Annotated in this window: 28 protein-coding genes and 1 pseudogene; 15 read left to right on the forward strand and 14 right to left on the reverse strand. The window is 71.4% G+C overall.

Features of this window, described 5'->3' with window-relative positions:
• The first annotated feature begins 34 nt into the window (after nt 1-34).
• Entirely contained in the window at nt 35-259 is a 225-nt protein-coding gene (locus LJ657_RS03045) for a DUF2277 domain-containing protein (RefSeq protein WP_232646796.1), read from the forward strand.
• Between the two features lie 168 nt (nt 260-427).
• On the opposite strand, the gene LJ657_RS03050 is transcribed toward LJ657_RS03045, so the two are convergent.
• From LJ657_RS03050 to LJ657_RS03065, 4 genes are all read right to left on the reverse strand, one after another.
• On the reverse strand, nt 428-1039 hold the full coding sequence (locus LJ657_RS03050) for a DedA family protein (RefSeq protein ID WP_232646600.1): 612 nt from the start codon (nt 1037-1039) through the stop codon (nt 428-430).
• A gap of 191 nt (nt 1040-1230) precedes the next feature.
• Complete coding sequence (locus LJ657_RS03055; RefSeq protein ID WP_232646601.1) at nt 1231-1686, reverse strand: DoxX family protein; 456 nt, start codon at nt 1684-1686, stop codon at nt 1231-1233.
• Nucleotides 1687-1983: 297 nt separating this feature from the next.
• Nucleotides 1984-3630, reverse strand: coding sequence for an alkaline phosphatase D family protein (locus LJ657_RS03060; RefSeq protein WP_232646602.1), 1647 nt, complete (start codon nt 3628-3630; stop codon nt 1984-1986).
• A gap of 91 nt (nt 3631-3721) precedes the next feature.
• Nucleotides 3722-4366 (reverse strand): HNH endonuclease family protein, encoded by a 645-nt coding sequence (locus LJ657_RS03065; RefSeq protein WP_232646603.1) that lies wholly within the window; start codon nt 4364-4366, stop codon nt 3722-3724.
• Between the two features lie 390 nt (nt 4367-4756).
• Between LJ657_RS03065 and LJ657_RS03070 the strand changes: the two genes are divergently transcribed.
• Nucleotides 4757-5338 carry a TMEM165/GDT1 family protein gene (locus tag LJ657_RS03070; protein WP_232646604.1) on the forward strand — a complete coding sequence of 194 codons (582 nt, stop codon included), beginning with the start codon at nt 4757-4759 and terminating at the stop codon, nt 5336-5338.
• 274 nt (nt 5339-5612) lie between these two features.
• Nucleotides 5613-6281 carry an HAD family hydrolase gene (locus tag LJ657_RS03075; protein ID WP_232646605.1) on the forward strand — a complete coding sequence of 223 codons (669 nt, stop codon included), beginning with the start codon at nt 5613-5615 and terminating at the stop codon, nt 6279-6281.
• Nucleotides 6282-6492: 211 nt separating this feature from the next.
• Here the strand turns inward: LJ657_RS03075 and LJ657_RS03080 are convergent, their stop codons facing one another.
• Nucleotides 6493-7440: a peptidoglycan-binding domain-containing protein gene (locus LJ657_RS03080; RefSeq protein ID WP_232646606.1), complete on the reverse strand. Its 948-nt coding sequence runs from the start codon at nt 7438-7440 to the stop codon at nt 6493-6495.
• Between the two features lie 168 nt (nt 7441-7608).
• Here LJ657_RS03080 and LJ657_RS03085 point away from each other — a divergent pair, with 168 nt between their 5' ends.
• On the forward strand, nt 7609-9690 hold the full coding sequence (locus LJ657_RS03085; protein ID WP_232646607.1) for an MDR family MFS transporter: 2082 nt from the start codon (nt 7609-7611) through the stop codon (nt 9688-9690).
• Here the strand turns inward: LJ657_RS03085 and LJ657_RS03090 are convergent.
• Entirely contained in the window at nt 9683-10198 is a 516-nt protein-coding gene (locus LJ657_RS03090) for a GNAT family N-acetyltransferase (RefSeq protein ID WP_232646608.1), read from the reverse strand. The two genes, LJ657_RS03085 and LJ657_RS03090, sit on opposite strands and share 8 nt — an antisense overlap.
• A gap of 4 nt (nt 10199-10202) precedes the next feature.
• Nucleotides 10203-10835: a dihydrofolate reductase family protein gene (locus tag LJ657_RS03095; protein ID WP_232646609.1), complete on the reverse strand. Its 633-nt coding sequence runs from the start codon at nt 10833-10835 to the stop codon at nt 10203-10205.
• A gap of 411 nt (nt 10836-11246) precedes the next feature.
• On the opposite strand from LJ657_RS03095, the gene LJ657_RS03100 reads away from it, so the two are divergent.
• Complete coding sequence (locus LJ657_RS03100) at nt 11247-11918, forward strand: hypothetical protein (protein ID WP_232646610.1); 672 nt, start codon at nt 11247-11249, stop codon at nt 11916-11918.
• Between the two features lie 5 nt (nt 11919-11923).
• Complete coding sequence (locus LJ657_RS03105) at nt 11924-12361, forward strand: hypothetical protein (RefSeq protein ID WP_232646611.1); 438 nt, start codon at nt 11924-11926, stop codon at nt 12359-12361.
• Here LJ657_RS03105 and LJ657_RS03110 read toward each other — a convergent pair.
• The gene (locus tag LJ657_RS03110; RefSeq protein ID WP_030931958.1) at nt 12350-12802 is read right to left on the reverse strand and encodes a DnaJ family domain-containing protein; all 453 of its coding nucleotides are present in this window, start codon (nt 12800-12802) and stop codon (nt 12350-12352) included. The genes LJ657_RS03105 and LJ657_RS03110 overlap by 12 nt on opposite strands.
• An 82-nt stretch (nt 12803-12884) precedes the next feature.
• On the opposite strand from LJ657_RS03110, the gene LJ657_RS03115 reads away from it, so the two are divergent.
• Nucleotides 12885-13277, forward strand: a complete 393-nt coding sequence (locus LJ657_RS03115; protein WP_232646612.1) for an FHA domain-containing protein — start codon at nt 12885-12887, stop codon at nt 13275-13277.
• A 22-nt stretch (nt 13278-13299) separates the two neighbouring features.
• On the opposite strand, the gene LJ657_RS03120 is transcribed toward LJ657_RS03115, so the two are convergent.
• Together LJ657_RS03120 and LJ657_RS03125 are read right to left on the reverse strand one after the other, a co-directional pair.
• Nucleotides 13300-13971: an O-methyltransferase gene (locus tag LJ657_RS03120; protein WP_232646613.1), complete on the reverse strand. Its 672-nt coding sequence runs from the start codon at nt 13969-13971 to the stop codon at nt 13300-13302.
• A 102-nt stretch (nt 13972-14073) separates the two neighbouring features.
• On the reverse strand, nt 14074-14457 hold the full coding sequence (locus LJ657_RS03125; protein WP_232646614.1) for a hypothetical protein: 384 nt from the start codon (nt 14455-14457) through the stop codon (nt 14074-14076).
• Between the two features lie 105 nt (nt 14458-14562).
• Here LJ657_RS03125 and LJ657_RS03130 point away from each other — a divergent pair, with 105 nt between their 5' ends.
• On the forward strand, nt 14563-16617 hold the full coding sequence (locus LJ657_RS03130; protein WP_232646615.1) for a bifunctional glycosyltransferase 87/phosphatase PAP2 family protein: 2055 nt from the start codon (nt 14563-14565) through the stop codon (nt 16615-16617).
• On the opposite strand, the gene LJ657_RS03135 is transcribed toward LJ657_RS03130, so the two are convergent.
• Entirely contained in the window at nt 16599-17834 is a 1236-nt protein-coding gene (locus tag LJ657_RS03135; RefSeq protein ID WP_232646616.1) for a cytochrome P450, read from the reverse strand. The two genes, LJ657_RS03130 and LJ657_RS03135, sit on opposite strands and share 19 nt — an antisense overlap.
• Nucleotides 17835-18081: 247 nt before the next feature.
• Between LJ657_RS03135 and LJ657_RS03140 the strand changes: the two genes are divergently transcribed.
• Both LJ657_RS03140 and LJ657_RS03145 read left to right on the forward strand, forming a co-directional pair.
• Nucleotides 18082-19251, forward strand: a complete 1170-nt coding sequence (locus tag LJ657_RS03140; RefSeq protein WP_232646617.1) for a steroid 3-ketoacyl-CoA thiolase — start codon at nt 18082-18084, stop codon at nt 19249-19251.
• Between the two features lie 46 nt (nt 19252-19297).
• On the forward strand, nt 19298-19540 hold the full coding sequence (locus LJ657_RS03145) for a hypothetical protein (RefSeq protein ID WP_232646618.1): 243 nt from the start codon (nt 19298-19300) through the stop codon (nt 19538-19540).
• Here the strand turns inward: LJ657_RS03145 and LJ657_RS03150 are convergent.
• Nucleotides 19524-19790 (reverse strand): DUF397 domain-containing protein, encoded by a 267-nt coding sequence (locus LJ657_RS03150; protein ID WP_232646797.1) that lies wholly within the window; start codon nt 19788-19790, stop codon nt 19524-19526. The genes LJ657_RS03145 and LJ657_RS03150 overlap by 17 nt on opposite strands.
• Here LJ657_RS03150 and LJ657_RS03155 point away from each other — a divergent pair.
• The 4 genes and pseudogenes from LJ657_RS03155 to LJ657_RS03170 all read left to right on the forward strand — a co-directional run.
• Nucleotides 19752-19931, forward strand: a pseudogene (locus LJ657_RS03155) (ATP-binding protein); the annotation flags it as partial. The gene LJ657_RS03150 and the pseudogene LJ657_RS03155 sit on opposite strands and share 39 nt — an antisense overlap.
• 12 nt (nt 19932-19943) lie before the next feature.
• Nucleotides 19944-20495: a GNAT family N-acetyltransferase gene (locus LJ657_RS03160; RefSeq protein ID WP_232646619.1), complete on the forward strand. Its 552-nt coding sequence runs from the start codon at nt 19944-19946 to the stop codon at nt 20493-20495.
• Nucleotides 20496-20543: 48 nt separating this feature from the next.
• Nucleotides 20544-21002, forward strand: coding sequence for a hypothetical protein (locus tag LJ657_RS03165; RefSeq protein ID WP_232646620.1), 459 nt, complete (start codon nt 20544-20546; stop codon nt 21000-21002).
• The gene (locus LJ657_RS03170; protein ID WP_232646621.1) at nt 20999-21463 is read left to right on the forward strand and encodes a pyridoxamine 5'-phosphate oxidase family protein; all 465 of its coding nucleotides are present in this window, start codon (nt 20999-21001) and stop codon (nt 21461-21463) included. Before LJ657_RS03165 ends, LJ657_RS03170 begins: the two co-directional genes overlap by 4 nt.
• A 524-nt stretch (nt 21464-21987) precedes the next feature.
• On the opposite strand, the gene LJ657_RS03175 is transcribed toward LJ657_RS03170, so the two are convergent.
• The gene (locus tag LJ657_RS03175; protein ID WP_232646622.1) at nt 21988-22668 is read right to left on the reverse strand and encodes a YoaK family protein; all 681 of its coding nucleotides are present in this window, start codon (nt 22666-22668) and stop codon (nt 21988-21990) included.
• A gap of 112 nt (nt 22669-22780) precedes the next feature.
• Between LJ657_RS03175 and LJ657_RS03180 the strand changes: the two genes are divergently transcribed.
• The gene (locus LJ657_RS03180; RefSeq protein WP_232646623.1) at nt 22781-24037 is read left to right on the forward strand and encodes an alpha/beta hydrolase family protein; all 1257 of its coding nucleotides are present in this window, start codon (nt 22781-22783) and stop codon (nt 24035-24037) included.
• Nucleotides 24038-24052: 15 nt separating this feature from the next.
• Here the strand turns inward: LJ657_RS03180 and LJ657_RS03185 are convergent, their stop codons facing one another.
• Nucleotides 24053-24472 carry an aggregation-promoting factor C-terminal-like domain-containing protein gene (locus LJ657_RS03185; RefSeq protein WP_232646624.1) on the reverse strand — a complete coding sequence of 140 codons (420 nt, stop codon included), beginning with the start codon at nt 24470-24472 and terminating at the stop codon, nt 24053-24055.
• Nucleotides 24473-24483: the final 11 nt, after the last annotated feature.

Here is a 24483-nt window from a genome sequence, read left to right on the forward strand (position 1 = left end):
CGCAGTCGGCCCGGAGTTGGGCGAGACTTGTCTCATGTGCCGGAGCATCAAGACACTTCGCCCGCCCGTGTTGCCCGAAGAGGCGACGGAGGAAGAGATCAGGGCCGCGGCCCTGCAGTTCGTGCGGAAGGTGTCCGGCTTTCGGGCGCCGGCCGCACACAACCGGGAGGTTTTCGACCGCGCCGTCGAGGCGGTTGCCGAGGCCACGGCGGAGTTGTTGGCCGGGCTTGAGGTGCGGGGGCAGAAGGCGTCCGCCTAGCGCCCTCGGGTTGCGGCTTCGCCGCGGGGGGTGTGTCGGGTCGTTGGTCGTCTGCGGGTTCGTCCTGGCTGGTCCCGCCCGCGCGGCGGAGCCGCAAATCGACACAGTCCCGCGCCCTGAAGGGGCGCTGCCGGGCCCGGCAGCGGATTTCGGCCGACCTGCCCGGACCTACGACGCCTTCGTCGGGCGGCGCATCACGTATGCCGCTCCCGCTCCCGCGCCGAACAGTGCCAGTACCGATACTCCCGTGGCCAGCCATGTCGTGCCCAGCCACTGGCCGCCGTAGTAGCCGAGGGCCACGCTGTACGTCGCCCAGGTCAGGCCCGCCAGGGCGGACCAGGGGAGGAAGTCGCGGGCGCGGCGGTGGGCGGCGCCCGCGCCGAGGGAGACGACCGAGCGGCCGGCCGGGGCGAACCGGGCGAGGATGACCAGCCCCCCGCCGCCGCGGGCCAGGGCGGCGCCGAGACGTTCCTGCGCGGTGGTCAGCCGGCGTGAGCGGGCGATCGCGCGGTCCAGACGTTCGCCGCCACGCCAGGCCAGCCGGTAGGCCACCAGGTCGCCGAGGACGGAGGCCGTGGCGGCGCAGAGCGTCAGGGACAGGATGTCGGGGACCGCGTGCGGCACCTGCCCGGTCGCCGAGCCCGCGGCGGCCGCCGTGGCGGCCGTGATCACCAGCACCCCGCTCGGCAGGACCGGCACGAACACGTCAAGCAGGACCGACAGCGCCACCATGGCGTAGATCCAAGGGCTGCCGGTCAGCGACCCCATACTCTCCAGCACCGCGAACTCCCCGTGACTCCCCCGTGGGCCGTACCGTGCCGCGAACGTCGCGAGGGAGCGGCAAGGGCGGCCATAACAGCCATACAGCGTACGCGTGGGCTGTGACGGGAGATTCATGGGGGGCGCGTGTGACCGGCACAGCACGTTCACGTGGCCGCCGGTCGATCAGGGCGCCGGTTCAGCGCACGCGATCAGGCGGCAACCGGCCGCTGCTCCGTCGCGGCCTCGTCCTGCGCCGTGGCGCGCTTGGTGAACAGCCGGTCCAGGCCGAAGGCGCCGGAGCCGGTGAAGACCAGCAGCAGAAGGGCCCAGCTGAACATCGCCGCGGCTTCGCCGCCGTTCTCCATCGGCCACAGGGCGTTCGGCTGGTGCACCTTGAAGTAGGCGTACGCCATCGAGCCCGAGGCTATGAAGGCGGATGCGCGCGTGGCGAGGCCGAGCAGCACGAGGATGCCGCCGACCAGCTGGATGGCGGCCGCGTACCAGAACGGCCAGGCGCCGGTCTCCACGGTGCCGCCGTTGGTTCCGGCCACGCCGCCGAGGACGCCGAAGAGCGAGGCGGCGCCGTGGCAGGCGAAGAGCAGGCCGACGACGATGCGGAACAGCCCGAGGGCGTACGGCTGTGCGTTGTTGAGGCGAGCGGACATGTGGGGGTTCTCCTTCGGTCGGGCCGATCCGGGACGGACCGGTCTGGGGACGAGCCGAGTGAGTAATTCACGTTAGGTCTGCCTAATCGATGCTTGCAAGTTCAACATCAAGCCATCGATTCGGTTCCGCTTCCGGTTCCGTTTCGCCCGCAGCCGCACGTGGCAGGGCCCCGGTCACCGCGCCCGCGTCCGAAAGCATGACCGAATCCCATCAGGCACACGGACCAACCCGAGGCCCAGGCACCCCGTTTGGCACTCATGGGTCGCCCATGCGCCGCTTCATATGCATGGGCCGCTTCATATGGGGGTGAGCGTGGACTCCTCCACGGTCTTCAGCACGCTGTTCGGCTGCGCCTGCTCCAGCCGCAGCCGCGCCGAGCGGCCCCGCAGGGTCAGCGTCATCAGCTGGTTGCCGAACCAAGGGCCGCCCTTTTTACGCCAGTTGACCGGCGGTTGCTCGCACCGCCCGTGCCGGGCGAACCGCCGGCCGAGGGCCCGGGCCGCCGCACTCCAGCCGAAGCGGAAGCCGAGACGGATGGAGAGCGGGACGGAGTTGTGGACGGGGGAGCAGGTCAGCTGCAGCACGCGGGCGTCCGGGGCAGGGGAGGGCCAGGCCGTCGGCTCGGCCACATACGCATGGTGCACGTCTCCCGACAGGACGAGCACCGTCGCCGGTGCCTGCGGCCCCGAACCGGCCTGAGCGATCAGCTCGGCCAGCGCGGCGAAGGAGGCCGGAAAGGCCGCCCAGTGCTCCAGGTCCGCCCGCCGCCGCAGATCCTCCCCGAACCGCGCCCAGCGCGCCCCGCGCTCGCCCCGGCACAGGGCCGCGTTCCACGCCTCGGCGTCGTGCACCAGATGCGGCAGCAGCCAGGGCAGGGAGGTGCCGATGAGAAGGTGGTCGTACGACCCCCGTCCGGTCAGAGCCTGCTCCCGCAGCCACTCGGCCTCTCCCGCGTCGAGCATCGCGCGGTTGTCCTCGTCCAGGACGCGGGCCGCCCGGGTGTCCACCATCAGCAGGCGTACGCGGCCGAAGTCGCGCCGATAGCTCCAGCGCACGGAGGCCGGATCGGTGTCGGCCCTGCAGGCGAAGGCGCGCAACTCGTCCGTGCCGTCGGGGAGTTCGCATACGGCCGTGTACAGCGGGTCGGCCGCCAGCTCGGCCGGGGAGAGGTTCCCCAGGTGCTGGTGCACCCAGTACGACATCAGACCGCTCAGCAACCGCTCCCGCCACCAGGGGGTCGCCCGCATGTCCGCCAGCCAGGCGGCGGAGGTGTTCCAGTCGTCGATGACGTCGTGGTCGTCGAAGATCATGCAGCTCGGTACGGTGGACAGCAGCCAGCGCACCTCGGGGTCGAGCCACGATTCGTGGTAGAGGCGGGTGTACTCCTCGTAGTCCGCGACCTCGTTGCCCGGCGGCTCGCTCGGATCGCGCCGGGCGGCCAGCCAGCGACGGGTCGCCTCGGAGGTCTCGTCGGCGTACACCTGGTCGCCCAACAGCAGCAGTACGTCGGGCCGTTCGCCGTCCGGGTCGGCCGCGATGCGCGCGGCAAGGGTGTCCAGGGCGTCCGGGCCCGCGGGGTCGTGCTTACCTGCGGGCGGGGCGGCCCAGCGGCAGGAGCCGAAGGCGACCCGGACCCCGTCACCCTCGGGCGAGGTGCGGATGACGGACGGCGGGAACCTCCGCGAGGCGCCGGGGGCCTCGGGCGGCGGCCATACACGCGTGCCGTCGAGGAGGACGTCGTACGGCGTGGTCGTGCCCGGCGTCAGCCCGGTGACCGGCACGAGGGCGTAGTGGTGGCCCGCGACCTGGAAGGTGCGGGCCTCGCCGTGGGCGCCGTCCGCGCAGCGCACCTCGGCGGTGCACGGACGGCTCGCCTCGACCCAGACGGTCGCGGACGAGCCGTCGGCATACCTCAGCAGTGGACCCAGGCGCAGTTCGGCCACGTCATGCCCTCCTCCGTCGCCCCGTACGGTACGGAACGAGGTGGGCCGACGGGGAGGTTCCTCTACAGAATCCGCCGGATCATCCGCGAGATCAGCAGCCGCTGAGGACCGAGCTGAGCTTGCTCTTCTCCGCCGAGTCGACGGAGAGGTCGTAGTAGTACTTCACCTGGACCCAGGCGCGGACGTAGGTGCACGCGTAGGAGCTGAGCGGCGGCATCCACTCGGCCGGGTCCTTGTCGCCCTTGGACTGGTTGACGTTGTCCGTGACGGCGAGGAGCTGCGGGCGGGTGACGTCGTTGGCGAAGCCTTCGCGCTCGGAGGTGGTCCACTGACTGGCGCCGGAGTCCCAGGCCTCGGCGAGCGGCACAAGGTGGTCGATGTCGACGTCGGAGGCGGCGGTCCACGTGGCGCCGTCGTAGACCGAGTACCAGCTGCCGCTGGTGGCGGTGCAGGCGGAGTTGGTGGCGACGTTCGAGCCGTCCCGCTTGAGGATCCACTCACGGGTGTTGCAGGTGCCGCTGATGGTGTCCCACGTCGGGAACAGGGACCGCAGGTAGCCGGTGCGGTCCTCGGCCGCCACGGTGAGCGAGGCGAGGTAGGTGCGGGCGGTGGCGGCGCTGACCGGGGTGGGGAGCGCGGCGGACGCGGTCGGGCTGTTCAGAAGCCCGACGGAGGCTATGAGTCCGGTAAGAGCCGCGAGTATGCTGAGCCGTCGACGCGCGTAGAACTTCGGCATGTGAACTCCCTTGGGGTGCGGGGGTGTTGGGGTGCGAGCAAGGGAATGCTCGCGGCGCCGTATTGCCTGGAGGTGTGTGTTCGGTAAGAAGTTAATGTCACGTACATGACATGACAAGGTTTGTTGCCGAACTTTCGTCGGCGGACCACTCGCATGCGATCGCGTACGATGGACGGCGCAGAAGGGGAGTAGCTCTTCGCCGGACCGTCGACATACTGCTCAGCTCCTCTGAGCCGGCGCCCGGAGGCAGGCCTCGGTCACGGGGGTCGGCCAGCGAGACCTTCGGCAAAGCAGTGCACATCTGTGTCTTCCGCTGTGTGCTGCCGTGCCGAGGTGTCGTAGCGCAGTCACAGCACTCTCGGTGGGGCGGCCCCGACCGATTGAGGAACCTTGATCAGCTTCACCGTCATGGCGCTTGTCTTCGGCGTCGTCTTCCTTGCCGAACTTCCGGACAAGACCGCGCTCGCCGGGCTGGTGCTGGGCACCCGCTACCGCGCCTCGTACGTCTTCGCCGGTGTGGCCGCGGCGTTCGCGCTGCATGTCGCGCTGGCCGTGGCGGCCGGAAGCGTGCTCACCCTGCTTCCCCAGCAGATCGTCCACGCGCTGACGGGTGTCCTCTTCCTGGGCGGCGCCGCGGTGCTGCTGTTGAAGAAGGGCGAGGACGAGGAGGAGGTCCGGCAGCCCGAGAACCAGTCCTTCTGGAAGGTCGCGGGCGCCGGGTTCATGCTCATCCTGATCGCCGAGTTCGGGGACCTGACCCAGATCATGACGGCGAACCTCGCGGCCCGTTACGACGACCCGCTCTCCGTCGGCCTCGGGGCGGTGCTGGCGCTGTGGGCGGTGGCCGGGCTCGGGATCGTCGGCGGAAAGGCGCTGATGAAGCGGGTGCCGCTGGCCCTCATCACCAAGATCGCGGCGCTGCTGATGCTGGCGCTCGGCGTGTGGAGCCTGTGGGAGGCCGTCGCCGGGTGAGCCGGATGCGAGGTGGGCCGGGTGCCGGGTGGGCTGAACGCCGGGCGGGCCGGACGTCGGGTGAGCCGGATGCGAGGTGGGCCGGGTGCCGGGTGGGCTGAACGCCGGGCGGGCCGGACGTCGGGTGAGCTGAACGCCAGGTGAACTGTTTCCGGGGGCACTGGCGGACGCCGGACGGGTTTTGTACCGTATAGAAACAAAGTGGCTCCCGCCCGTTTTCCCTGACCGGCGGGCGGGGCCGCCTTGTTTCCTCCCTCGCGCCCTGGAGCTGCCGATGACGGTCACCACCGTGCCCACCGTCCTCACCGCCCGCGCCCTCCTGCTGGACATGGACGGCACCCTCGTGAATTCCGACGCCGTCGTCGAGCGCATCTGGCGGCGCTGGTCCGAACGGCACGGCCTGGACGCCGACGAGGTCATGAAGGTGGTGCACGGGCGCCAGGGTCATGCCTCCATGGCGTTGCTGCTGCCGGACCGGCCGGTGGAGCAGAACCTCGCCGACAATGCGCGGATGCTCGCGGAGGAGACCGCGGACGTGGACGGCGTCGTCGCGATCCCCGGCGCTCCCGAGTTCCTCGCCTCGCTGCGGGGGCTGCCGCATGCTCTGGTGACCTCGGCCGATCTGGCTCTTGCGACGGCGCGGATGGGGGCGGCGGGGCTGGCGCTTCCCGAGGTGCGGGTGACCGCGGAGTGTGTGGGTGCCAGTAAGCCGGATCCCGAGGGGTTTCTGAAGGGGGCGGCCGAGCTGGGTGTCGAGCCGGCTGAATGCGTTGTGTTCGAGGATTCCGCCGCGGGGATTGAGGCGGGGCGGGCTGCGGGGATGCGGGTTGTGGGGATCGGGGCGCGGGCGGACTTGTATGAGCCGGATGTGGTGGTGCGGGATTTGACCCGTGTGCGGGTCGAAGGCGTGGCGGATGGCGGGATTCGGCTGTACGTGGGCTGATCTGCGCCGGGGGTGCCGTCGGGGGTGGGGTGCGCAGTCCGGCGCTTGCGGGGTGCCGCCTCTCTTCGGGCCGGGAGCCGCCCTGGGCGGCACGAATGCCCGCAGGCCGGCCGGGCTGGGCTGTTCAGCCCGTCCGGCGTCTGAGGACGAGGCCGTTCAGGGCGAAGCGGGGGTCTGGGGGCGGCAGCCCCCGGCCGGAGCCGCGCGGGTCTCACGGCTGCGACGTCTCCGACTCCAGCCGCGCACGCGTCTGCGCCCCGTACACCCCCAACTCGTCCCCCTGGATCCCCCGTGCCCACTGGTATCTGCTGACGGCGTCCTCGACGCCCTCGTCGTAGTGGCCGCCCGGCTCTCTCGTGTAGAGGCCGAGCTGGGTCAGGCGCAGTTCGAGTTCGACGACCTCGGGGCCCTCGGAGCCGCGGCGCAGCACGGGGGGTGTCGTGTCGCGGCCGGCGGTCGCCCCGATGCTGCCGCTCGCGGTGACCGTCGGCACGGGCCGGCTCGGCTCGGGCGACCGCGACGGGCTCGGCGAGGCACTCGTCGCCGACGGGGACGGTGAGAGCGACGGGCGAGCGCTGACCACCGGTGCCGGCCGTGCGGGCCGCACTGACGTGGCGGGCGCGGGCGGCGACGCGGACTCCGAACTCGGCGACACGTCCGGCACACTCGCCCGTACGTCGTCCGGCAGTGCGGTGTCCCGCGTGGGCGCCTCGTAGGAGAACAGCCCGCTCGCCATCCCGGCTGCCGTCATCACCGCGACGACCGCGCCGCCGGCCCCGAGCAGCACGGTGCGGCGTCTGCGGCGCGCCCTGCCCGCCGAGTCGTCCTCGTCGTACGGGTCCTCGGCGCACTCCGCGCCCGCGCCCTCGAACAGGCGCGGAGCGTCGGCGCCCGGCACCTCGGGACCCACCGACCGCAACCGCATCGTCGCCTCGACCGCCGGCACCGCGGGAGGTGCGGCGGGCGCACTCCCCGCACCCTCCAGCTCGACATACGGCCGTATCCGCAGCGGGTCGAAGTCCTCCGCGGCGGCCTGCTCGGCCGTACGGGCGTCGCGCAGGGCGTCGGACGCCCGCTGAGTGCAGCCGCAGGACGGGGTGTTGTCCGCCCCTCTGGGCGCTCCACACTCCGGGCACTGGTGACCTTTCGGGTCTGTCACGCGTTCGTCCCTCCCTTCACGCTCCCCTCGCGAACTTCAGAGGTTATCCAGATCATCTCCACGCTGCGCCCGTAGCCCCCGGAATATCGGCTTCCACCAGGACTCAACAGGCCATAACCGGTCACACCGATCACCATGGACGTGTAACGAGAGCCGCGGGAGGTCTTCATGGCGCGGGATGCGCACGGTATGACGGGGAATGTGCGAGACGCACAGGCATCCGCGAAGCCCCCGCAGCGGGGCAGCGCCGCCCAGGAACATGTGTCCGGGAACGTTCTCGTGTCGATCGGTGCGCTGCTCCTCGGGATGCTGCTCGCCGCCCTCGACCAGACCATCGTGTCGACCGCGCTGCCCACCATCGTCAGCGACCTCGGCGGCCTGGAGCACCTGTCCTGGGTGGTCACCGCGTATCTGCTGGCCTCGACCGCCGCGACCCCGCTGTGGGGCAAGCTCGGTGACCAGTACGGGCGCAAGCGCCTGTTCCAGATCGCGATCGTGATTTTCCTCGTCGGTTCGGCGCTGTGCGGAATGGCGCAGAACATGCCCCAGCTGATCGCGTTCCGGGCGGTGCAGGGCCTGGGCGGCGGCGGGTTGATTGTGCTGTCGATGGCGATCGTCGGAGATGTCGTCGCGCCTCGTGAACGCGGCCGCTACCAGGGGTTGTTCGGTGCCGTCTTCGGTGCGACGAGTGTGCTGGGGCCCCTGCTCGGCGGGCTGTTCACCCAACACCTCAGCTGGCGCTGGGTCTTCTACGTCAACCTTCCCGTCGGCGTCGTCGCGCTCGCCGTGATCGCGACCGCCCTGCGCATCCCGCGCAGGACCGCGCGGCACGTCATCGACTACCTCGGCACGTTCCTCATCGCCGCGGTCGCGACCTGTCTGATCCTGGTCGCCTCCCTCGGCGGCACGACCTGGGGCTGGGGCTCGACACAGATCGCCGGGATGATCCTCCTGGGCGTAGGGCTGGCCGTCGCGTTCGTGGCCGTGGAGCGGAGGGCCGCCGAACCCGTCCTGCCGCTCAAGCTGTTCCGCATCCGCACCTTCGCCCTCTCCGCGGTCATCAGCTTCATCGTCGGCTTCGCCATGTTCGGCGCGATGACCTATCTGCCGACCTTCCTCCAGGTCGTCCAGGGCGTGACGCCGACCATGTCCGGCGTGCACATGCTGCCGATGGTGTTCGGCATGCTGCTGTCGTCCACGGCCTCCGGCCAGATCGTCAGCCGCACCGGCCGCTGGAAGGTGTTCCCGATCGCGGGCACGGGTGTCACCGCCGTCGGCCTGCTCCTCCTCCACCAGCTCGACGAGAACAGCTCCACCGCCGCGATGAGCGTGGACTTCTTCGTCTTCGGCCTCGGACTCGGCCTGGTCATGCAGGTACTGGTCCTCATCGTGCAGAACGCCGTCTCGTACGAGGACCTCGGCGTCGCCACCTCCGGCGCGACCTTCTTCCGCTCGATCGGGGCCTCCTTCGGCGTGGCGATCTTCGGCACGGTCTTCGCGAGCCGCCTCGGCGACAAGCTGACGGACGCCTTCCGGGGCGTCCGGCTGCCCGCGGGCGTCTCCGCGGGCGCCCTCAAGTCCGATCCGCGCGGCATCGGCTCCCTGCCGCCCGCCCTGCGCGGGCCCGCCCTGCACGCGTACGCCTCGTCCATCACCGACGTCTTCCTGTACGCCGCCCCCGTCGCCGTCCTCGGCTTCGTACTGGCCTGGTTCCTCAAGGAGGACAAGCTGCGCGGCTCCGTCACCGCGCCCGACGTCACGGAGACCCTGGCCAGCAATCCGGTCGAGCGGTCCTCGTACGACGAGGTGTGCCGCGCGCTGTCCGTACTGGGCACGCGGGAGGGCCGGCGCGAGATCTACCAGAAGATCACCGAACGGGCGGGCTACGACCTGCTGCCCGCGGCGAGCTGGCTGCTGCTGCGGATCAGGAAGCACGGCTGGGCCGAGCCGGCCGTGCTCGCCGAGCGCAGCGCGGTGCCGCTCCAGGTCGTCATGGCCGCCGCCCGGCAGGTCGAGGAGCGGCGGCTGGCCACCCGGGAGGGCCTCGACCTCGTCCTCACCGGCCAGGGCCTCGAAGTGGCCGAACGGCTCGCGCAGGCCCGCGAGGAGTCCTTCGCGGAACTCCTCGGCGACTGGTGGGGTCCGGACCGGCCGACCGATCTGAACCGGCTGGTCAAGGAGTTGAACGACGAGATGTGCGGCTCGGACCGCGAGCAGCCGCACAACGAGTCGGAGGCAGGGGTCAGCTGAGGCTCGTACGCCGAGCCCCGTCGAGGTCCTTGCGGAACCAGTGCTCGGCGTACTTGTCGTCGTTGTGCGGCTCGGTCTCCGTGTAGCCGAGCCGTGCGTACAGGGAGCGGGCCTCCGCGAGGTCGCTTCGGGTGTCGAGGATCAACTGCCCCGCGCCGAGGGCCCGGGCGGCCTCCTCGGCGGCGCCCACCAGGAGCGCGGCACCCCCCTTGCCGCGCATCGCCTCGTGCACGAACACCCGGGTGAGCTCGGCGGTCGTGGCGTCCAGCAGCCGTACACCCGCCGACCCGGCGGGCTCGCCGCCGTACCGGGCGACCAGCAACCGGCCCGTCGGCGGGGCGAGTTCGGCGCCTGGGTGGGCGGCGATCTCGCGCTCCAGCTCGGCCGGATCGGTCCGCCGTCCCTCGTGCAGGAGGTAGTAGCGGTCGCTGACCTCCGTGTAGTACGCCCGCCAAAGGGCCGCGGCGGCGGGGGAGCCGACGGGTTCCGGGGCGATCGTCCAGGTCACCAGCTCATTCTGCGATGACGGCGTGGGGGGCGCGCAACCGAATATGGGTCACCCCCGGCGAGTCCAGGACCTGCGTCTTCTCCCACTCGATGTGCTGGTCGCCCAGGTCGTCGAAGAGCCGGCGGCCGCCGCAGGCGAGGACCGGCACGACGTGCAGGAGCAGCTCGTCCAGCCATCCCGCCCGGATGAACTGCTGCACCAGGTCCGCGCCGCCCGCCAGCGACACGTCCTTGTCGCCCGCCGCCTCCCTGGCCAGCTCCAGCGCCCGCCCCGGGCCGTCCGTGACGAAGTGGAAGGTGGTGCCGCCCTTCTTCACCAGTGACTCGCGGGCATGGTGGGTGACGACGTACACGGGCGCGTGGAAGGGCGGCTCGTCGCCCCACGGGATCTCCCCGGTGATGTACATGCCGTGGCCCATCACGACCGCGCCGGGCCGGACGACGTGCTCGGCGATCAGGTCGTCGTCCGGTCCGGTGTCCCCGCCCGTCATCCCCTGCATCTGCCGGAACGTCCGCAGCCCGTACACCCACGAGTGCAGCCGTTCCCCGCCGATCCCGAGCGGGTGCTCGCGCCCCGACTCCGGTCCCGCGATGTATCCGTCGAGCGACATGGCCAGCCGTGCGATGACCTCACCCATGACAACCTCCTCAGTGCGCCTGCGGACCTCTGTACCCCTGCGTCGATCGGGCCACCGCGGAATCGACACCCCGCTCGCACGAATGCGCAGCGGGTTCGCGCGGGGTGCCTTGCGGCTCGGCCTCCGGCTCCACCTTCGGCGGAGCCGTTCCCACCCGCACGCGGTGGGCGGGGCGCGCGGTCTGCTGCTCGGGCACGCTGACGCCGTGCTGATCCGCCCGACAGGGCCTGGGCGTCGCGCGGTTTCCGGTCGGGGTGCCACAGGCTCCGCCCCGGGCCCGGCGCCGCTCGGCGGCTCAGGTGGCCGCCGCCGTGAGGTGGCCCTGGGGCCCGTCGCCGCCGTTTGAGGGGTGGGTTCCGGGCAACCCGGACGAGGAACCGGCCCACGGGGCCGACACACCGGAAGGCACCCATGTCCACAGGCATGATCATCGCTCTGATCGTGATCGTGGCGGCCGTCGTCGTTGTCGCGGCCGCCCTCACCCTGCGTGCCCGGGGCCCGCACGGCGGCCGGGACCTGAAGCGGCGCTTCGGGCCCGAGTACGACCGGACGCTCGCCCGGCACGACGGGGACGCCAAGGCAGCCGAGCGCGAGCTCACGGAACGCGTGCAGCGGCACGGATCGCTGCGCGAGCAGCCGCTGGAGCCGGGCCGGCGCGAGGAGTTCACGGCCCGCTGGACGGCCGCACAGGAGCGCTTCGTCGACGCGCCGCGGGAAGCGGTCACCGAGGCGGACCGGCTGCTCGCGGAGCTCGCCGCCCTCCGTGGCTTCCCCGACGACAGCCACTACGAGGAACAGCTCGCCGCCCTCTCCGTCCACCACGCCGACCACGTCCACGGCTATCGCCACGTCCACCGTGTCGCACGCGTGGGCGCGAGCGGGCAGGACGGCGACCGGGCCGACACGGAGGAGATGCGCGAGGCCATGGTCGAGGCCCGGGCCCTCTTCGAGGACCTGACCACCCCGCCCCGCGGCACCGGCAAGGCTCCGGCGCCCGCCACCACCCGCACCAGGGCCCACAAGCACGAGAGCGGCGGCCACCTGCCCTGGGCCCTCAACCGACGTCACGCAAAGGGGAGTTGAGCGACATGACGGACGCGACGACCGGCCCCGCCGCCGAAGGTACCGAGGCCGAAGACAGGACGAACCGCACCACGGTGGCGCCCACCCCGCACGAGGTGACGGAGGAGTCGGACCACGGGACGGACCACGAGGGCACGGCTCCCGGCCGGCCCACCGGCAGCACCGCCGCCACCGCCACCACCGGCCGTCTCCTCCCGCACGACGAGTGCGACAAGCTGGAGCTCCGTCTTCGCCAGGCGGTATCCGGGTTCGTGGACGGCCCCCGGGGCTCCGTGGAGGAGGCCGACCACGTGGTCGAGGAGATCGCCGGGCGGTTCACCGAGGCCCTGACCCGGCGCCGCCGCACCCTGCGCATGTCCTGGCAGGACGGCGAGGACACCGAACAACTCAGGCTGGCCCTGCGGGACTACCGAAACCTGGCGGAACGACTCCTACACGGGTGACCCGTTCGAAGTACCCGTATCCCGCTCGGCGTCCCTCGCCGTCGTCCGGCGCTCCCGCCACTCCCGTGCGACCTCCTCGACGTCGTACGGCTTCATCCCGAGCGGAGGGCCGGGCGGCGGCTTGAACATCATGTCGCGGATCTTGACGTTGACATCGGTGACGATCTTCCGCGCGATCCGCTCCGAGGGCGCCGCATAGGCCGCCGCCAGCGCGTCCTCCGCCTCCTTGCGCAGGGCCAGTGTGGGCGGCAGCACGGAAAGGCCCTCGCGGGCCATCTTCTGCTTGATCCACCACAGTTCGTCGTACGAGGTGTCGGTTCCCGCGGGCAACGGCTTGCCCGCGCCGGGTAGTTGGGTGAATTCGCCGCGTCTCTCGGCGTCACGGATCTGTTTGTCGACCCAGGACTCGAACGGCACACCTGGTGGCTTTCGCTCGGTCATGACTCCATTGTGCCGGACGCGGCATGCCCGGGCGATTTATCATGCGGCGGCTGTGTAAGGACACTTCAACGAGGAGCAGCGCGTGCTCGAACTGACCATGGCCACCGTCTCCGGGGCGGAAGAGGGGGCCACGGCCGGCATGCTCATGGCCGACGCACCCAGTGAGACCGGCGCCGTGCTGCGGGTGGGGCGGGACACGACCGTGTGCCGTCTCGCGACGCCCGACGACTGGCTGTTCATCTCCCGCGTCCACCTGGAGTTCCTGTGCGGCCCCGAGGGGACCTGGCAGGTGACCTGGCTGCGCGGCTCACAGGCCGACCCCTCCTCCGAGGTCCGGCTGATCGTCGGGGAGTACGCGCAGCCGCTCGTCTACGGCGGGACCGTGTCGCTGCCCAGAGGCGGCAGCGGCGAGATCGTCGTCCAGGACCGCACCGCCCCACGCAGCGTCAACGTCGGCTTCTACCACGAGTTCTGAGTAACACCCCAGGGCGTGAGGGCTACGCCAGCACGCGTGCCAGCGCGAAGCCGTCGTGGCCCTTGCCGCCCACCGTCTGGATCGCCGTGCCGCTCAACCGCGGGTGCGAGCCGATCAGTTCGACGGCGGCGCGGCTGCCCAGCACGTCGGGCGCCTTGCTGTCCGCGTCGGCGACCCGGCCGCCGCGTACCACGTTGTCCACGACGATCAGGCTGCCCGCGCTGGTGAGCCGGAGGGCCCACTCCACGTAGTTCGGGTTGTTGACCTTGTCGGCGTCGATGAAGACCAGGTCGAAGGGGGGCGGGTTCTCGTCGGCCAGCTTCGGCAGCGACTCCAGGGCGGGGCCGACCCGCACCTGGACGATCCGGTCGAGGCCCGCGCGCGCGATGTTGCGGGAGGCGACCTCGGCGTGCTTGGCGCTGTACTCGAGCGAGATCAGGCGGCCGTCCTCGGGCAGTGCGCGGGCCATCCAGATCGTGCTGTAGCCGCCGAGGGTGCCGATCTCCAGGATGCTGCGGGCGCCCTGGATCTGGGCGAGGAGCTGCAGGAACCTGCCCTGGAGCGGGGTGACCGCGATCGGTGGGAGCTCGGCGGCGTCGCTGTCGCGGAGGGCCGCTTCGAGGGCGTCGTCGTTCTGCGCGAGGTGCGCGGTGAAGTAGTCGTCCACGTCGTCCCAGACCTGCGACTCGCTCATTCACCTGTGCCTTCCGTGTGACTGGTTAGCGCTTCTAACTAGCTATCCTAATGAATATAGCCGCGGGCCGGCGCCCCCTCAGGGAGATCATGACGCCCGGGTTCAGCTGATCGGTGGAGGCGCGTGCACCGGCGGCGGAGGCGACACCGGACGCCGGGAGCGCCGTACGGCGAACACCGTCACGGCCGTGACGGCGAGCGCGAAGGTGCCGCCGACCGTCAGCAGCCACGCCGGGATCCCGGCCACCTTGCGCAGGTGGTCCTCGTGGACCACCTGCTGGAACGGGGTGTCCGCGGACGCCTGCCGCGGTACATGGTCGCCGGAGATCGACGAGGGGTGCGGGAACTCCTGGCCGACGGCGGTCAGGAACGGTGTGCCGGCGGCCGGCCCGGCCGGCGGGCCCGGCCCGACCTCGCCGCAGGAAACAGGCCACTCCCCTGAGTCCCCGCGCTGCCGTGGACGGGGTTTCGAACGGTGTGGGCCCACGGCGGTTCCGGAGGCGATCCCGCATCGGGCGCACTATGGTCATTCCGACAAATCGGGCGCGCGCAGGGTGCCAAGAGGAGAGAAGGGGCGGGAGGCCGACCAGGCGTGGCGAACGTGGAGCCCAGCGGGCGACCGGCAGAAGCCTTCGGAGCGACAGCCGTCGGAGGGGCTCCCCGGCGCCTGCGTGTGATCCGCCTCGGCCTGTGGCTGCTCGCCGTCGTGCTCGCCGTACGCCAGATGGCCGTCGTCCTCGGTACACCCAGGGGTGAACGGCTGGCGGATCTGGAGACCTGGGTCCGCCCGAACGGCCTCCTGTACGTGAAGGGCTCGCTGTACGACTCGACGCGGTTCACCGGCACACCGTTCGGCGGACTGGTTCTCAAGCCCCTGACCCGGGCGGCCGAGCAGGCCCTCGGCTGGGGCTGGACCTTCGGCACGCTGCTGCTGGTGGTCGCACTCGGCCTGATCGTGGCCCGTGCGCTGCCGCAGCCGGTGAGCCGGCGGACCTCTCTGTTCGCCGCGCCGCTCGCGATCAGCCTGCTGATGCTGTCGCTGCCGGTACGCAACACGCTGTTGCTCGGGCAGACCAGCGTCATCCCGGTGCTGCTGGTCCTGGTCGGCTGCTTCGTCGTCCGCGGCGAGCGCGCCGGCGGTCTGCTGATCGGTCTCGCCGCCGCCCTCCAGCCGACCGTGCTGCTCTTCGCCCCGCTGCTGTGGTTCACCGGCCGCCGTCGCTCCGCGGCCGCCGCCTGCGTCACGTTCGCCGCCTGCACGGGGCTCGCGTGGGCCGCGATGCCGCACGACTCGTCCGCCTACTGGGTGCACCACATGGCGGGCGCCGGTCTCGGCGGCAGGGCCGACGACCTCGCCAACCAGTCCCTGCACGGCGCACTGCTCCGGCTCGGCCCGGCGGGCCCCCTGGAGATCGTCCTCTTCTTCGCGCTGGGCACGGCGGTCGCCGTCGCCGGTGTGCGCCGCGCCGTGCGCTACGCGCGCGACGGGCAGCTGCTCCTCGCGGTCGCCGTCACCGGCTGCGCGGCGATCGCCGTGTCGCCGACCGCCTGGCAGCACCAGCTGCTGTGGGTGCTGCTCGCGGTCGTCGGACGGGTCGGCAGGCGGACCTCCGACCGGTATGTGTGGCCGGTCGCCGTGGTCCTGGTGATGACACTGCCGGCGAAGATGATGCTGCCGAACATGCCGCAGCTGTACACACTGCGCGACGACCTGGTACTGATCGCCGCCCTCGCAGCGGCCACCGCCGTACCGTTCCTGTCGCGTACCTCGCCGTACTACCGGTCCCCGGTCCCGACCGAGTACGCCGCCCCGGCCCCGGCCCGCTTCGGGCACGTGGCCTCCGGCCCGTTCCTGCGCCGGGTCCTCACCCGCCCGAACCTGTTCCTCGAACTCCTCCTGATCCGCGTCACCTACGCCGCCTACCAGGAGATCCGGCTCGGGGTGACCGCCGACCGGGCCACCGCGGAACGCCACGGACACCAGATCCACCGGATCGAGCAGTGGCTGTCCGTCGACTTCGAGCACCGGGTCAACCACGCCGTGGTGCAGGTGGACTGGCTGCGCGGCTTCCTCGACTACTACTACCTGTCGTTCCACTTCGGCGTCCCGCTCACCATCCTCGCCGTGCTCTACGTCCGGCGTCCCGTGGACTACCGCTGGGCGCGCTCGGTGCTCGGCCTGGCCACCGGGTTCGCCCTGCTCGGCTTCTGGCTGTATCCGCTGGCGCCGCCGCGCCTGATGCCGGGCCTCGGCTTCATCGACACGCTGAACGGCGTCCAGGACTTCTCCAGGCCGAACTACGGCACGCTGACCGAGTTCACGAACCAGTACGCGGCCATGCCGTCACTGCACTTCGGCTGGGCGCTGTGGTGCGGCACCGTGATCGTGGTCATGGCGCCCAGGTGGTGGATGAAGCCCCTGGGACTGCTGCATCCGCTGTGCACGGTGTCCTCGATCATCGCGACCGGAAACCACTGGGTCCTGGACGTGGTCGGCGGTGCGACCGTGGTCGGGGCGGGCTTCGGCCTGCAGTACCTGGTGTCGGGCCCGCGGGCGGTCACCCGGGCACTGACGGGCCGGCGGCGCCGGGATGCCGCCGGCCCGAGATCAGCGTCGGCCGGAGACGGTCAACGGGCCTCCACCTGAAGGTGCTTCACGCCGTTGATCCACGCGGAGCGCAGCCGGGACGGGTTGCCGGCCAGGGTGAGGCCCGGCAGGGCGTCGGCGACCGCGTTGAAGATCAGGTCGATCTCCAGGACCGCCAGGGACTTGCCCAGGCAGTAGTGCGGGCCTCCGCCGCCGAAGCCGAGGTGGGGGTTGGGATCGCGCAGGACGTCGAAGGCGTCGGGGTCGGTGAAGACCTCCGGGTCGTGGTTGGCGGACGCGTAGAAGATCCCGACCCGATCCCCCTTCTTGATCAACTTTCCGCCCAGTTCGGTGTCCTGAGTGGCCGTCCGCTGGAAGGAGTTGACCGGCGTCGCCCACCGCACGATCTCCTCGGCCGCCGTCTCCGGGCGCTCCCGCTTGTACAGCTCCCACTGCTCGGGATGGGTCAGGAAGGCGTGCATCCCGTGGGTGATGGCGTTACGGGTCGTCTCGTTGCCCGCGACGGCCAGCATCAGCACGAAGAAGCCGAACTCGTCGGAGTTGAGGTTGCCCTCGTCCTCGGCCGCCACCAGCGTCGTCACGATGTCCTTGGCGGGGCACTGCTTGCGGTCGGCGGCCATGTTCATGGCGTAGGCGATCAGCTCGGTGGCCGACTCGGCGCCGACCTCCTCGGTGATCGCGTACTCCGGGTCGTCGTACGAGATCATCTTGTTGGACCAGTCGAAGATCTTGGCCCGGTCGTCCTGCGGGATGCCGATCAGCTCGGCGATCGCCTGCAGGGGCAGTTCGCAGGCGACGTCGGTCACGAAGTCGAAGGGCCCGGGATGCGCGCGGGCGCTCCGCGCGATGGCGTGGGCGCGCTCACGCAGCCGGTCCTCCAGCGCCCGTATCGCGCGCGGCGTGAAGACACGCTGCACGATCTGGCGGACCCGGGTGTGCTCCGGCGGATCCATGTTGAGCAGGATCAGCCGCTGCGCGTCGATGGCGTCGCGCTCGATGTGCTCGTTGAAGCGGATGATCGCCGTGTTGAGGTACGACGAGAACAGCTCGGGGTGGGTGGAGACGTACTTGACGTCCGCGTGCCGGGTGACGGCCCAGTACCCCTCGTCCTGGAAGCCGGCGACGTTGCCCGGCTGCGGGATCCAGCGGACCGGTTCGGCCCGCCGCAGCTCGGCGAACTCCGGCAGGGGCACACGGTGGTGCAGCAGGTCGGGGTCGGTGAAGTCGAACCCGTCGGGGAGGGCTGGACAGTGCATGGGCGACTCCGGCTTGGGTGGCCAGGCTTCTGACGGTCCATCAGGAATCAGGATTGCGGTGAAGGTAGTAACGGGTTCTACAAGAGGCAAGGGGTATGGCGAACCCAATTGCGTGCACGACCCTTGCGGTTACGGACGCGCTGTCAGCAGACTGCTGGCAGAACTAGAACACGTACTAGTTCAGCGTGGCGGGGCCGGCCGGGACGCCCCCGCGCCGCGCGGGTACCGGAGGAGAGGATCCCCCACCATGGCCGCGGAACCCGTGATCGTAGAAGCCGTACGCACCCCCATCGGCAAGCGCGGCGGCGCGCTCGCCAACCTCCACCCCGCCTACCTCCTGGGCGAGACCTACCGTGAACTCCTCGGCCGCACCGGCATGCCCGCCGACGCGGTCGAGCAGATCGTCGGCGGCACGGTGACGCACGCCGGCGAACAGTCCATGAACCCCGCCCGCACGGCCTGGCTGACCATGGGCCTGCCGTACGAGACGGCGGCGACGACGGTCGACTGCCAGTGCGGTTCCTCGCAGCAGGCCTCGCACATGGTGGCCAACATGGTCGCCGCGGGCGTGATCGACGTCGGAATCTCGTGCGGCGTCGAGGCGATGTCGCGGGTGCCGCTGGGGTCGGGTTCGAAGCACGGCCCCGGAAAGCCGTTCCCCGACGAGTGGAACGTGGACCTGCCGAACCAGTTCGAGGCGGCGGAACGGATCGCGCGCCACCGTGGCCTGACGCGCGAGAACGTCGACTCCCTGGGCCTGATCTCGCAGGAGCGGGCCGCCGCGGCCTGGGCCGAGGAGCGCTTCAAGAGGGAGACGTTCGCGGTCCAGGTCCCGACCACCGAGCAGGAGCAGCGCGCCGGACAGGGCATGTGGCGGCTCGTCGACCGGGACGAGGGCCTGCGCGACACGACCATGGAGGGCCTGGCGGGCCTGAAGCCGGTCATGCCGACGGCCGTCCATACGGCGGGCAACTCCTCGCAGATCAGCGACGGCGCCGCGGCGATCATGTGGGCGTCGAAACGGATGGCCCGCGCCCTGAAGCTGAGGCCGCGGGCGCGGATCGTGGCACAGGCGCTGGTGGGCGCCGACCCGCACTTCCACCTCGACGGCCCGATCGACGCGACGCGCGCTGTGCTCGGCAAGGCGGGCATGTCCCTCAAGGACATCGACCTCGTCGAGATCAACGAGGCCTTCGCCTCGGTGGTGTTGAGCTGGGCGCAGGTCTTCGAGCAGGACCTGGAGAAGGTCAACGTCAACGGGGGCGCGATCGCGCTCGGACATCCCGTGGGGGCGACGGGAGCGCGGTTGATCACCACGGCGCTCCATGAACTGGAGCGGACGGACAAGGAGTTCGCGCTCATCACCATGTGCGCGGGGGGCGGGCTGGCCACGGGCACGATCATTCAGCGCCTGTAGGCGTAAGCAGGTAGCGCGGATTGACGCGAACTGGTCAACTTACCCAATGCTGATCAACGTAATCCTCCGCGTCCTGCCCTTCTATCTCCGCGAACCCGTCATCATCGCCATCTGCCTGTCCTTCGCCGGCCTGGCCCTCTACTACTTCGTGCAGGTAGGGGGCTGGGGCCGGGGCGGCTTCGGGCTGCTGTTCCTGGCGATCGCGGTCCTGCGGGGGTACTTCTTCCGCAAGGAGTGGAGAGCCCACCGGGCGGCGAAGACAGGCGGTGCGGTCAGACCTCCGGCGTAGCGCCGGCCCAGGAGACGAAGTGGCGGAACGCGTCGGGCCGGAGGGTCAGTACCGGCCCGGCGGGGTTCTTGGAGTCGCGGATGGCGATGGTGGGGCAGGGGGACTCCGCGACTTCGAGGCAACTGCCGCCCTGGTCGCCGCTGTATGACGACTTGCGCCACGCGAGGGAGCCGAGGGGCGCGCACTCGACGCGGTTGCCGCCCTGGTCGCTGCTGTGACGAGGGTGGAGGTGGCGGACGGGTGTCCTCAGCCTCCGTGCGTTCCGGAGGGGTTGTCGCCGGAGGCGGAGGGCGGGCGCGGGCTCCTGCTGCTCGACGCCGTGGTCGACAAATGGGGCGTGGGTCCTGCGGTCGACGGTGGTAAGACGGTGTGGTTCGAGTGCGCGATGTGAGGCGGTGGAACCATGGATGCGATCGAGGTCGTGGGCGGCAGCCCCGTGACGGTGCGGGAGATGCGGCCCGAGGACGAGCCGCAGGTGGCGGCTCTGTTCGCGTCCTGCGAGGACTACTTCGCCGCCGCGACCGGAGGCCCGGCGCTCCCGGCGGACGTACAGAGCCTGTACTACGCGCTCCCCGAGGGCGCCGACTTCGACCAGAAGCGGTTGCTGGTGATGTGCCGGGGTGAGGGCGTCGTCGGGCTGGTCGATGTCGTGGACCGGTATCCCGATGCCGAGTCCTGCTCGGTGGGGATGTTCCTCGTCGACCCGGAGGTGCGGCGTGAGGGAATCGGTACGGGTGCCGCTCGTCGCCTCGTCGCGGAGGTGGCCGGGCGGGGGATGCGGACGGTTGCCGCCACCTGTCCGGGCGGCTGGGAGCCGGGGCTCGGGTTCCTGCGGAGCATGGGGTTCGAGGTCGGGGCGCCGCAGGAGCCGGTGGGTGGGGCGGTGGGCAATCGGACGCGGAGTTCCGGGGAGACCGGCCTGCGCGCGGCGACGCTGCGCCTCGCGGACCGATGAGTTTCACTCGCGGGCATCGTCTGTCCCTGTGAGAGGGAGGTGTTCGCGGTGGACGCGACGGAACGGCAGGAAGCCTTGAAGCGGCTGGACGTCCTGGTCGGGGAGTGGGTGGTGGAGGCAGAGTTCCCCGGGCTGGAGGTGCCTCCGGGGCGCAGCGTGTTCGAGTGGACGCTGGACGGACAGTTCCTGGTCCAGCGGACGGAGGCGCCGAACCCGGCACCCGACAGCATGGCGGTCGTCGCCGTCGACCCGGAGACGGGCGGCTACACACAGCACTACTACGACGCGCGGGGCGTCGTACGGCTGTATGCGATGACCTTCGCCGAGGGGGCCTGGCAGTTGCTGCGGGAGACCCCGGACTTCTCGCCCCTGGACTTCCGGCAGCGGTTCACCGCGCAGGTCGGCGAGGACGGCGACAGCATCCGTGGTGTCTGGGAGATGTGGCGGGACGGCTCGGAGGGCTACCAGCGGGACTTCTCCCTGTCGTACCGGAGGATCCGCCGGTGAATCCCGGTGACATCGTGCGCGCGGTCGTCGACACGAACCTGTACATGGTGCTCGCCACCGCCGACGCGGACGGGCGGCCGTGGAGTTCGCCGGTGTACTTCGCGCATGAGGGATACCGCGAGTTCTTCTGGGTCTCCGCGCCGGACGTCCTGCACTCCCGCAACATCGCCGTGCGGTCCGGGGTGGGGATCTCGGTCTTCGACTCGTCGGTGGCGATCTCCACCGGTCAGGGTGTGTACGTGTCCGCCACCGCCGCGCGCGTGGACGGGCCGGAGGCCGAGCACGGGCTCGACGTCTTCTCCGGGCGTTCCGTGCGGCACGGTGGGCGGGTGTGGACCGCCGAGGACGTCGGGGGCGACTCCGGTATGCGGCTATACCGCGCGGTCGCCCACGACCACTCGATCCTGGCGAAGGACGGCCGCCCTGACCACCGGATCCCGGCCACCTGCCCTCGCCCCTGACCCTGTCTGCCTGCCCGGCCCGCCTGTCTGGCCTTATCGGCCTGGCCTGCCCCGCGGCCTGGCCCGGTCTGCCCGCCTGGCTTGGCCTGTGCGCACGGTCCGCCTGGCCTGGCCCGCCCGGCGGCCTGGTGTCCCTGGCGGCCCGACCTGCCTCGCGGGCTTGGCCCGTGCGCCTAACCCGCGTGCCTGGCCCGCCTGGCCTGGCCCGCGCGCCCGGCCTGCCTCGCGGCCTGGCCTGCCCGCCCGGGCCTGCCCGCCCGGGCCTGCCCGCCCGGGCTTCCGGCCTTCCAGCCTTCCGGCCTCCCGGGCCTCCCCGGCCGACCTGCCCTCCCCGTCCGCCTGGCGGTCTGCCCTGCCTGCCCGGCGCCCCCGGCCTGCCCGCCCGTCCCGCGCCCCCGGCCTGCCCGCCCGGCCCGCGCAGCCGCCCGGCTTCCCCGGCCGATCGGGTCCGGTTGATCGAGGCCGTCGTCCCGGCTGCGTCGCAGGGGCGCGGCGAGGTCGGAGGGGAAGTCGGCGGCAGGGGGTCAGTCCCGCCCTGAGGCCAGCACTGCCAGCACTGCCGCTGTCACCGCCGCGACCAGCAGTGGAATGCCCAGGCCGTGGTGGAGGACCAGCCAGGCGCCGACGCAGGCGCCGGCGGCCATCGCGACGACCGCCGCCGAACGGCGTGGTGAACGGCGGCCGGAGCCTCCGCCCGCCCGGGAGTCGGCGGCCAGGCCCGTCAGTGTCATCGTCAGGACGGTCGTCGTCGTGAGACCGGGGACGTCGAGCTTGCGGACCGTCGCGTTGCGCAGGCCCATCGCGACGGCCGTGAGCCCGATCACGGCGTAACGGGTGGCGGTGGCGTGCGGGGCGGCGAAGGCCGTCGCGGCGGCCGTACCCACCAGCACCGCCTCGGCGGCGAGCGTGAGCCGCGCCCAGGTGCGCCGCGGACCACCGCCCAGCAGGCGCGTGAGCCGCCCACCGGCCACCGCGCCGAGCAGGAAGCAGACCAGCGAGGTCGCGGTGTGCGGTACGGAGAACCCGGGCGCCCCGGCCGCGGCGAACCCCAGCACGACCACGTTGCCGGTCATGTTGGCCGTGAAGACGTGCCCGAGCCCCAGATAACTCACCGCGTCGATCAGTCCGCTGACCACCGTCAGCCCCAACAGCACGAACACCAGGCGCAGTCCGCGCGCCTCCTGGTCGCTCTCGTTCACGCTCATCGACTCTCCGGGTGGCCGGACGGACAGGGTGCACTCAAGTCCACCACGGACGCGGGGGTCACTCGGATGCCGACATGAGATGCGTGTCCGTAGCGTCGAGGACATGAGTGACATGAGTGATGAGACGCGCAAATCCTTTGGAACGCCGGCCAGTTGGCGGACGCGGAGGGCTCTCGCCGCAGCGGCCGCCCTGTTGCTCGCGGGGCTCGCCGCCGCGCCCGTGGCCACCGCCGCCGAGCAGACGCACCACCGGACGGGACGCGGAGACCTGGTCTCCGTCACCCCGGTCGCCGACCGCGACGCCGGGCAGGTCAGGAAGTTCGTGGCCGACAGGGGCGTCGCCGCCGGCCCCGTGCGGTACGGCGTACGGGCGTACCGGCTGACGTACCGGACGGTGGACCCGTACGGGAAACCCACGACCGCGACCGGCCTCCTCACCCTCCCCAAGGGCGGCGCCCACCGTCTCGACCTCGTCTCCGACACCCACGGCACGATGGTCAAGCGCAGTTACGCACCGTCCGCGAGCGAGGACTACGGCCGCATCCCGTCCTACCTGAACGCGGGCGCCGGGCGTGCGGTCGCCGCGCCCGACTACCTGGGTCTGGGGGAGGGGCCGGGCCCGCACCCGTACATGGACACCCGCTCCTCCGTCACCGCCTCCGTCGACATGCTGCGTGCGGCCCGCACCGCGGCGGACCGGTTCGGCCGTCCGCTCACCGGTGACGTCTACGCGACGGGGTTCTCACAGGGCGGCCAGGTCGCGATGGCCCTCGGCAGGGCGCTGGAGCAGGGCGCCGACGGGCACTTCCGGCTGAAGGCCCTCGCACCGGTCAGCGGTCCCTACGACCTGGCGGGCCAGGAGATCCCCGCGCTGTTCGACGGCCGGGTCAACGACACCAGCGGGGTGCTCTACATCTCGTACTGGCTGGTCGCGCAGAACCGCCTCCACCCTCTCTACAAGGACCCGGCGGAGGCCTTCCGCGCCCCGTACGCGAGCCGGGTCGAGGGCCTCTACGACGGTGACCACGAGGAGGACGACGTGGTCAAGGAGCTGGCCCCCACGGTGAAGGACCTGCTCACGCCCGCCTTCGTGGAGCGTCTGAAGCATCCCTCGGGCCCGCTGCTGGACGCCATGCGCGCCGCCGACCACACCTGCGAGTGGAGGCCGGACGTGCCGGTGCGGCTGTACGCCGGTGACGACGACACCGACGTGCCCGTCGGCAACGCCCGGACATGCGGCCGCACCCTCGCCGGTCAGGGAACGAGGGTGCGGGTGGTCGATCAGGGAGCCGTGGACCACTTCGGCTCCTTCGCCGCGTCGGCCCCGCAGGTGGTGCGGTTCTTCGACGGCGTACGGGCTCGGCGGTGAGCCGGGCGCGGTGGCTCAGTACCAGCCGTTGGCCTGCCAGAACGCCCAGGCGCCGGTCGGGCTGCCGTAGCGGGAGTTCATGTAGTCCAGGCCCCACTTGATCTGGGTCCTGGGGTTGGTCTTCCAGTCCGAGCCGGCGCTGGCCATCTTCGAGCCCGGGAGGGCCTGGACCAGGCCGTAGGCGCCGGAGGAGGAGTTGGTGGCCGTGATGTTCCAGCCGCTCTCGCGCTCGACGATCTTGCTGAAGGCGTTGTACTGCGCCGCGCTCGGGATCATCTTGTGCGCGATCGCCTGAGCACTGGCGGCCGAGTCGGCGGTCGCGGCGTGAGCGGGTGCCGCGGTCAGCACCATGCCGGCGGTGGCGGCGGCCACGGCGGCGGAGGCGAGGGCCTTCTTCGGGGACGCGATACGGCGGGCGATGCGGGAGACGAACACGAGGAACCTTT

The sequence above is a fragment of the Streptomyces guryensis genome (genome assembly GCF_021261325.1).
GTDB classification, from domain to species: domain Bacteria; phylum Actinomycetota; class Actinomycetes; order Streptomycetales; family Streptomycetaceae; genus Streptomyces; species Streptomyces guryensis.

Coding starts and splice junctions, on each gene's coding strand:
- LJ657_RS03045 (WP_232646796.1), top strand. CDS start 35: ATGTGCCGGAGCATCAAGACACTTCGCCCGCCCGTGTTGCCCGAAGAG.
- LJ657_RS03055 (WP_232646601.1), bottom strand. CDS start 1,686: ATGTCCGCTCGCCTCAACAACGCACAGCCGTACGCCCTCGGGCTGTTC.
- LJ657_RS03065 (WP_232646603.1), bottom strand. CDS start 4,366: ATGCCGAAGTTCTACGCGCGTCGACGGCTCAGCATACTCGCGGCTCTT.
- LJ657_RS03075 (WP_232646605.1), top strand. CDS start 5,613: ATGACGGTCACCACCGTGCCCACCGTCCTCACCGCCCGCGCCCTCCTG.
- LJ657_RS03085 (WP_232646607.1), top strand. CDS start 7,609: ATGGCGCGGGATGCGCACGGTATGACGGGGAATGTGCGAGACGCACAG.
- LJ657_RS03095 (WP_232646609.1), bottom strand. CDS start 10,835: ATGGGTGAGGTCATCGCACGGCTGGCCATGTCGCTCGACGGATACATC.
- LJ657_RS03100 (WP_232646610.1), top strand. CDS start 11,247: ATGTCCACAGGCATGATCATCGCTCTGATCGTGATCGTGGCGGCCGTC.
- LJ657_RS03105 (WP_232646611.1), top strand. CDS start 11,924: ATGACGGACGCGACGACCGGCCCCGCCGCCGAAGGTACCGAGGCCGAA.
- LJ657_RS03110 (WP_030931958.1), bottom strand. CDS start 12,802: ATGACCGAGCGAAAGCCACCAGGTGTGCCGTTCGAGTCCTGGGTCGAC.
- LJ657_RS03120 (WP_232646613.1), bottom strand. CDS start 13,971: ATGAGCGAGTCGCAGGTCTGGGACGACGTGGACGACTACTTCACCGCG.
- LJ657_RS03135 (WP_232646616.1), bottom strand. CDS start 17,834: ATGCACTGTCCAGCCCTCCCCGACGGGTTCGACTTCACCGACCCCGAC.
- LJ657_RS03140 (WP_232646617.1), top strand. CDS start 18,082: ATGGCCGCGGAACCCGTGATCGTAGAAGCCGTACGCACCCCCATCGGC.
- LJ657_RS03145 (WP_232646618.1), top strand. CDS start 19,298: ATGCTGATCAACGTAATCCTCCGCGTCCTGCCCTTCTATCTCCGCGAA.
- LJ657_RS03160 (WP_232646619.1), top strand. CDS start 19,944: ATGGATGCGATCGAGGTCGTGGGCGGCAGCCCCGTGACGGTGCGGGAG.
- LJ657_RS03175 (WP_232646622.1), bottom strand. CDS start 22,668: ATGAGCGTGAACGAGAGCGACCAGGAGGCGCGCGGACTGCGCCTGGTG.
- LJ657_RS03180 (WP_232646623.1), top strand. CDS start 22,781: ATGAGTGATGAGACGCGCAAATCCTTTGGAACGCCGGCCAGTTGGCGG.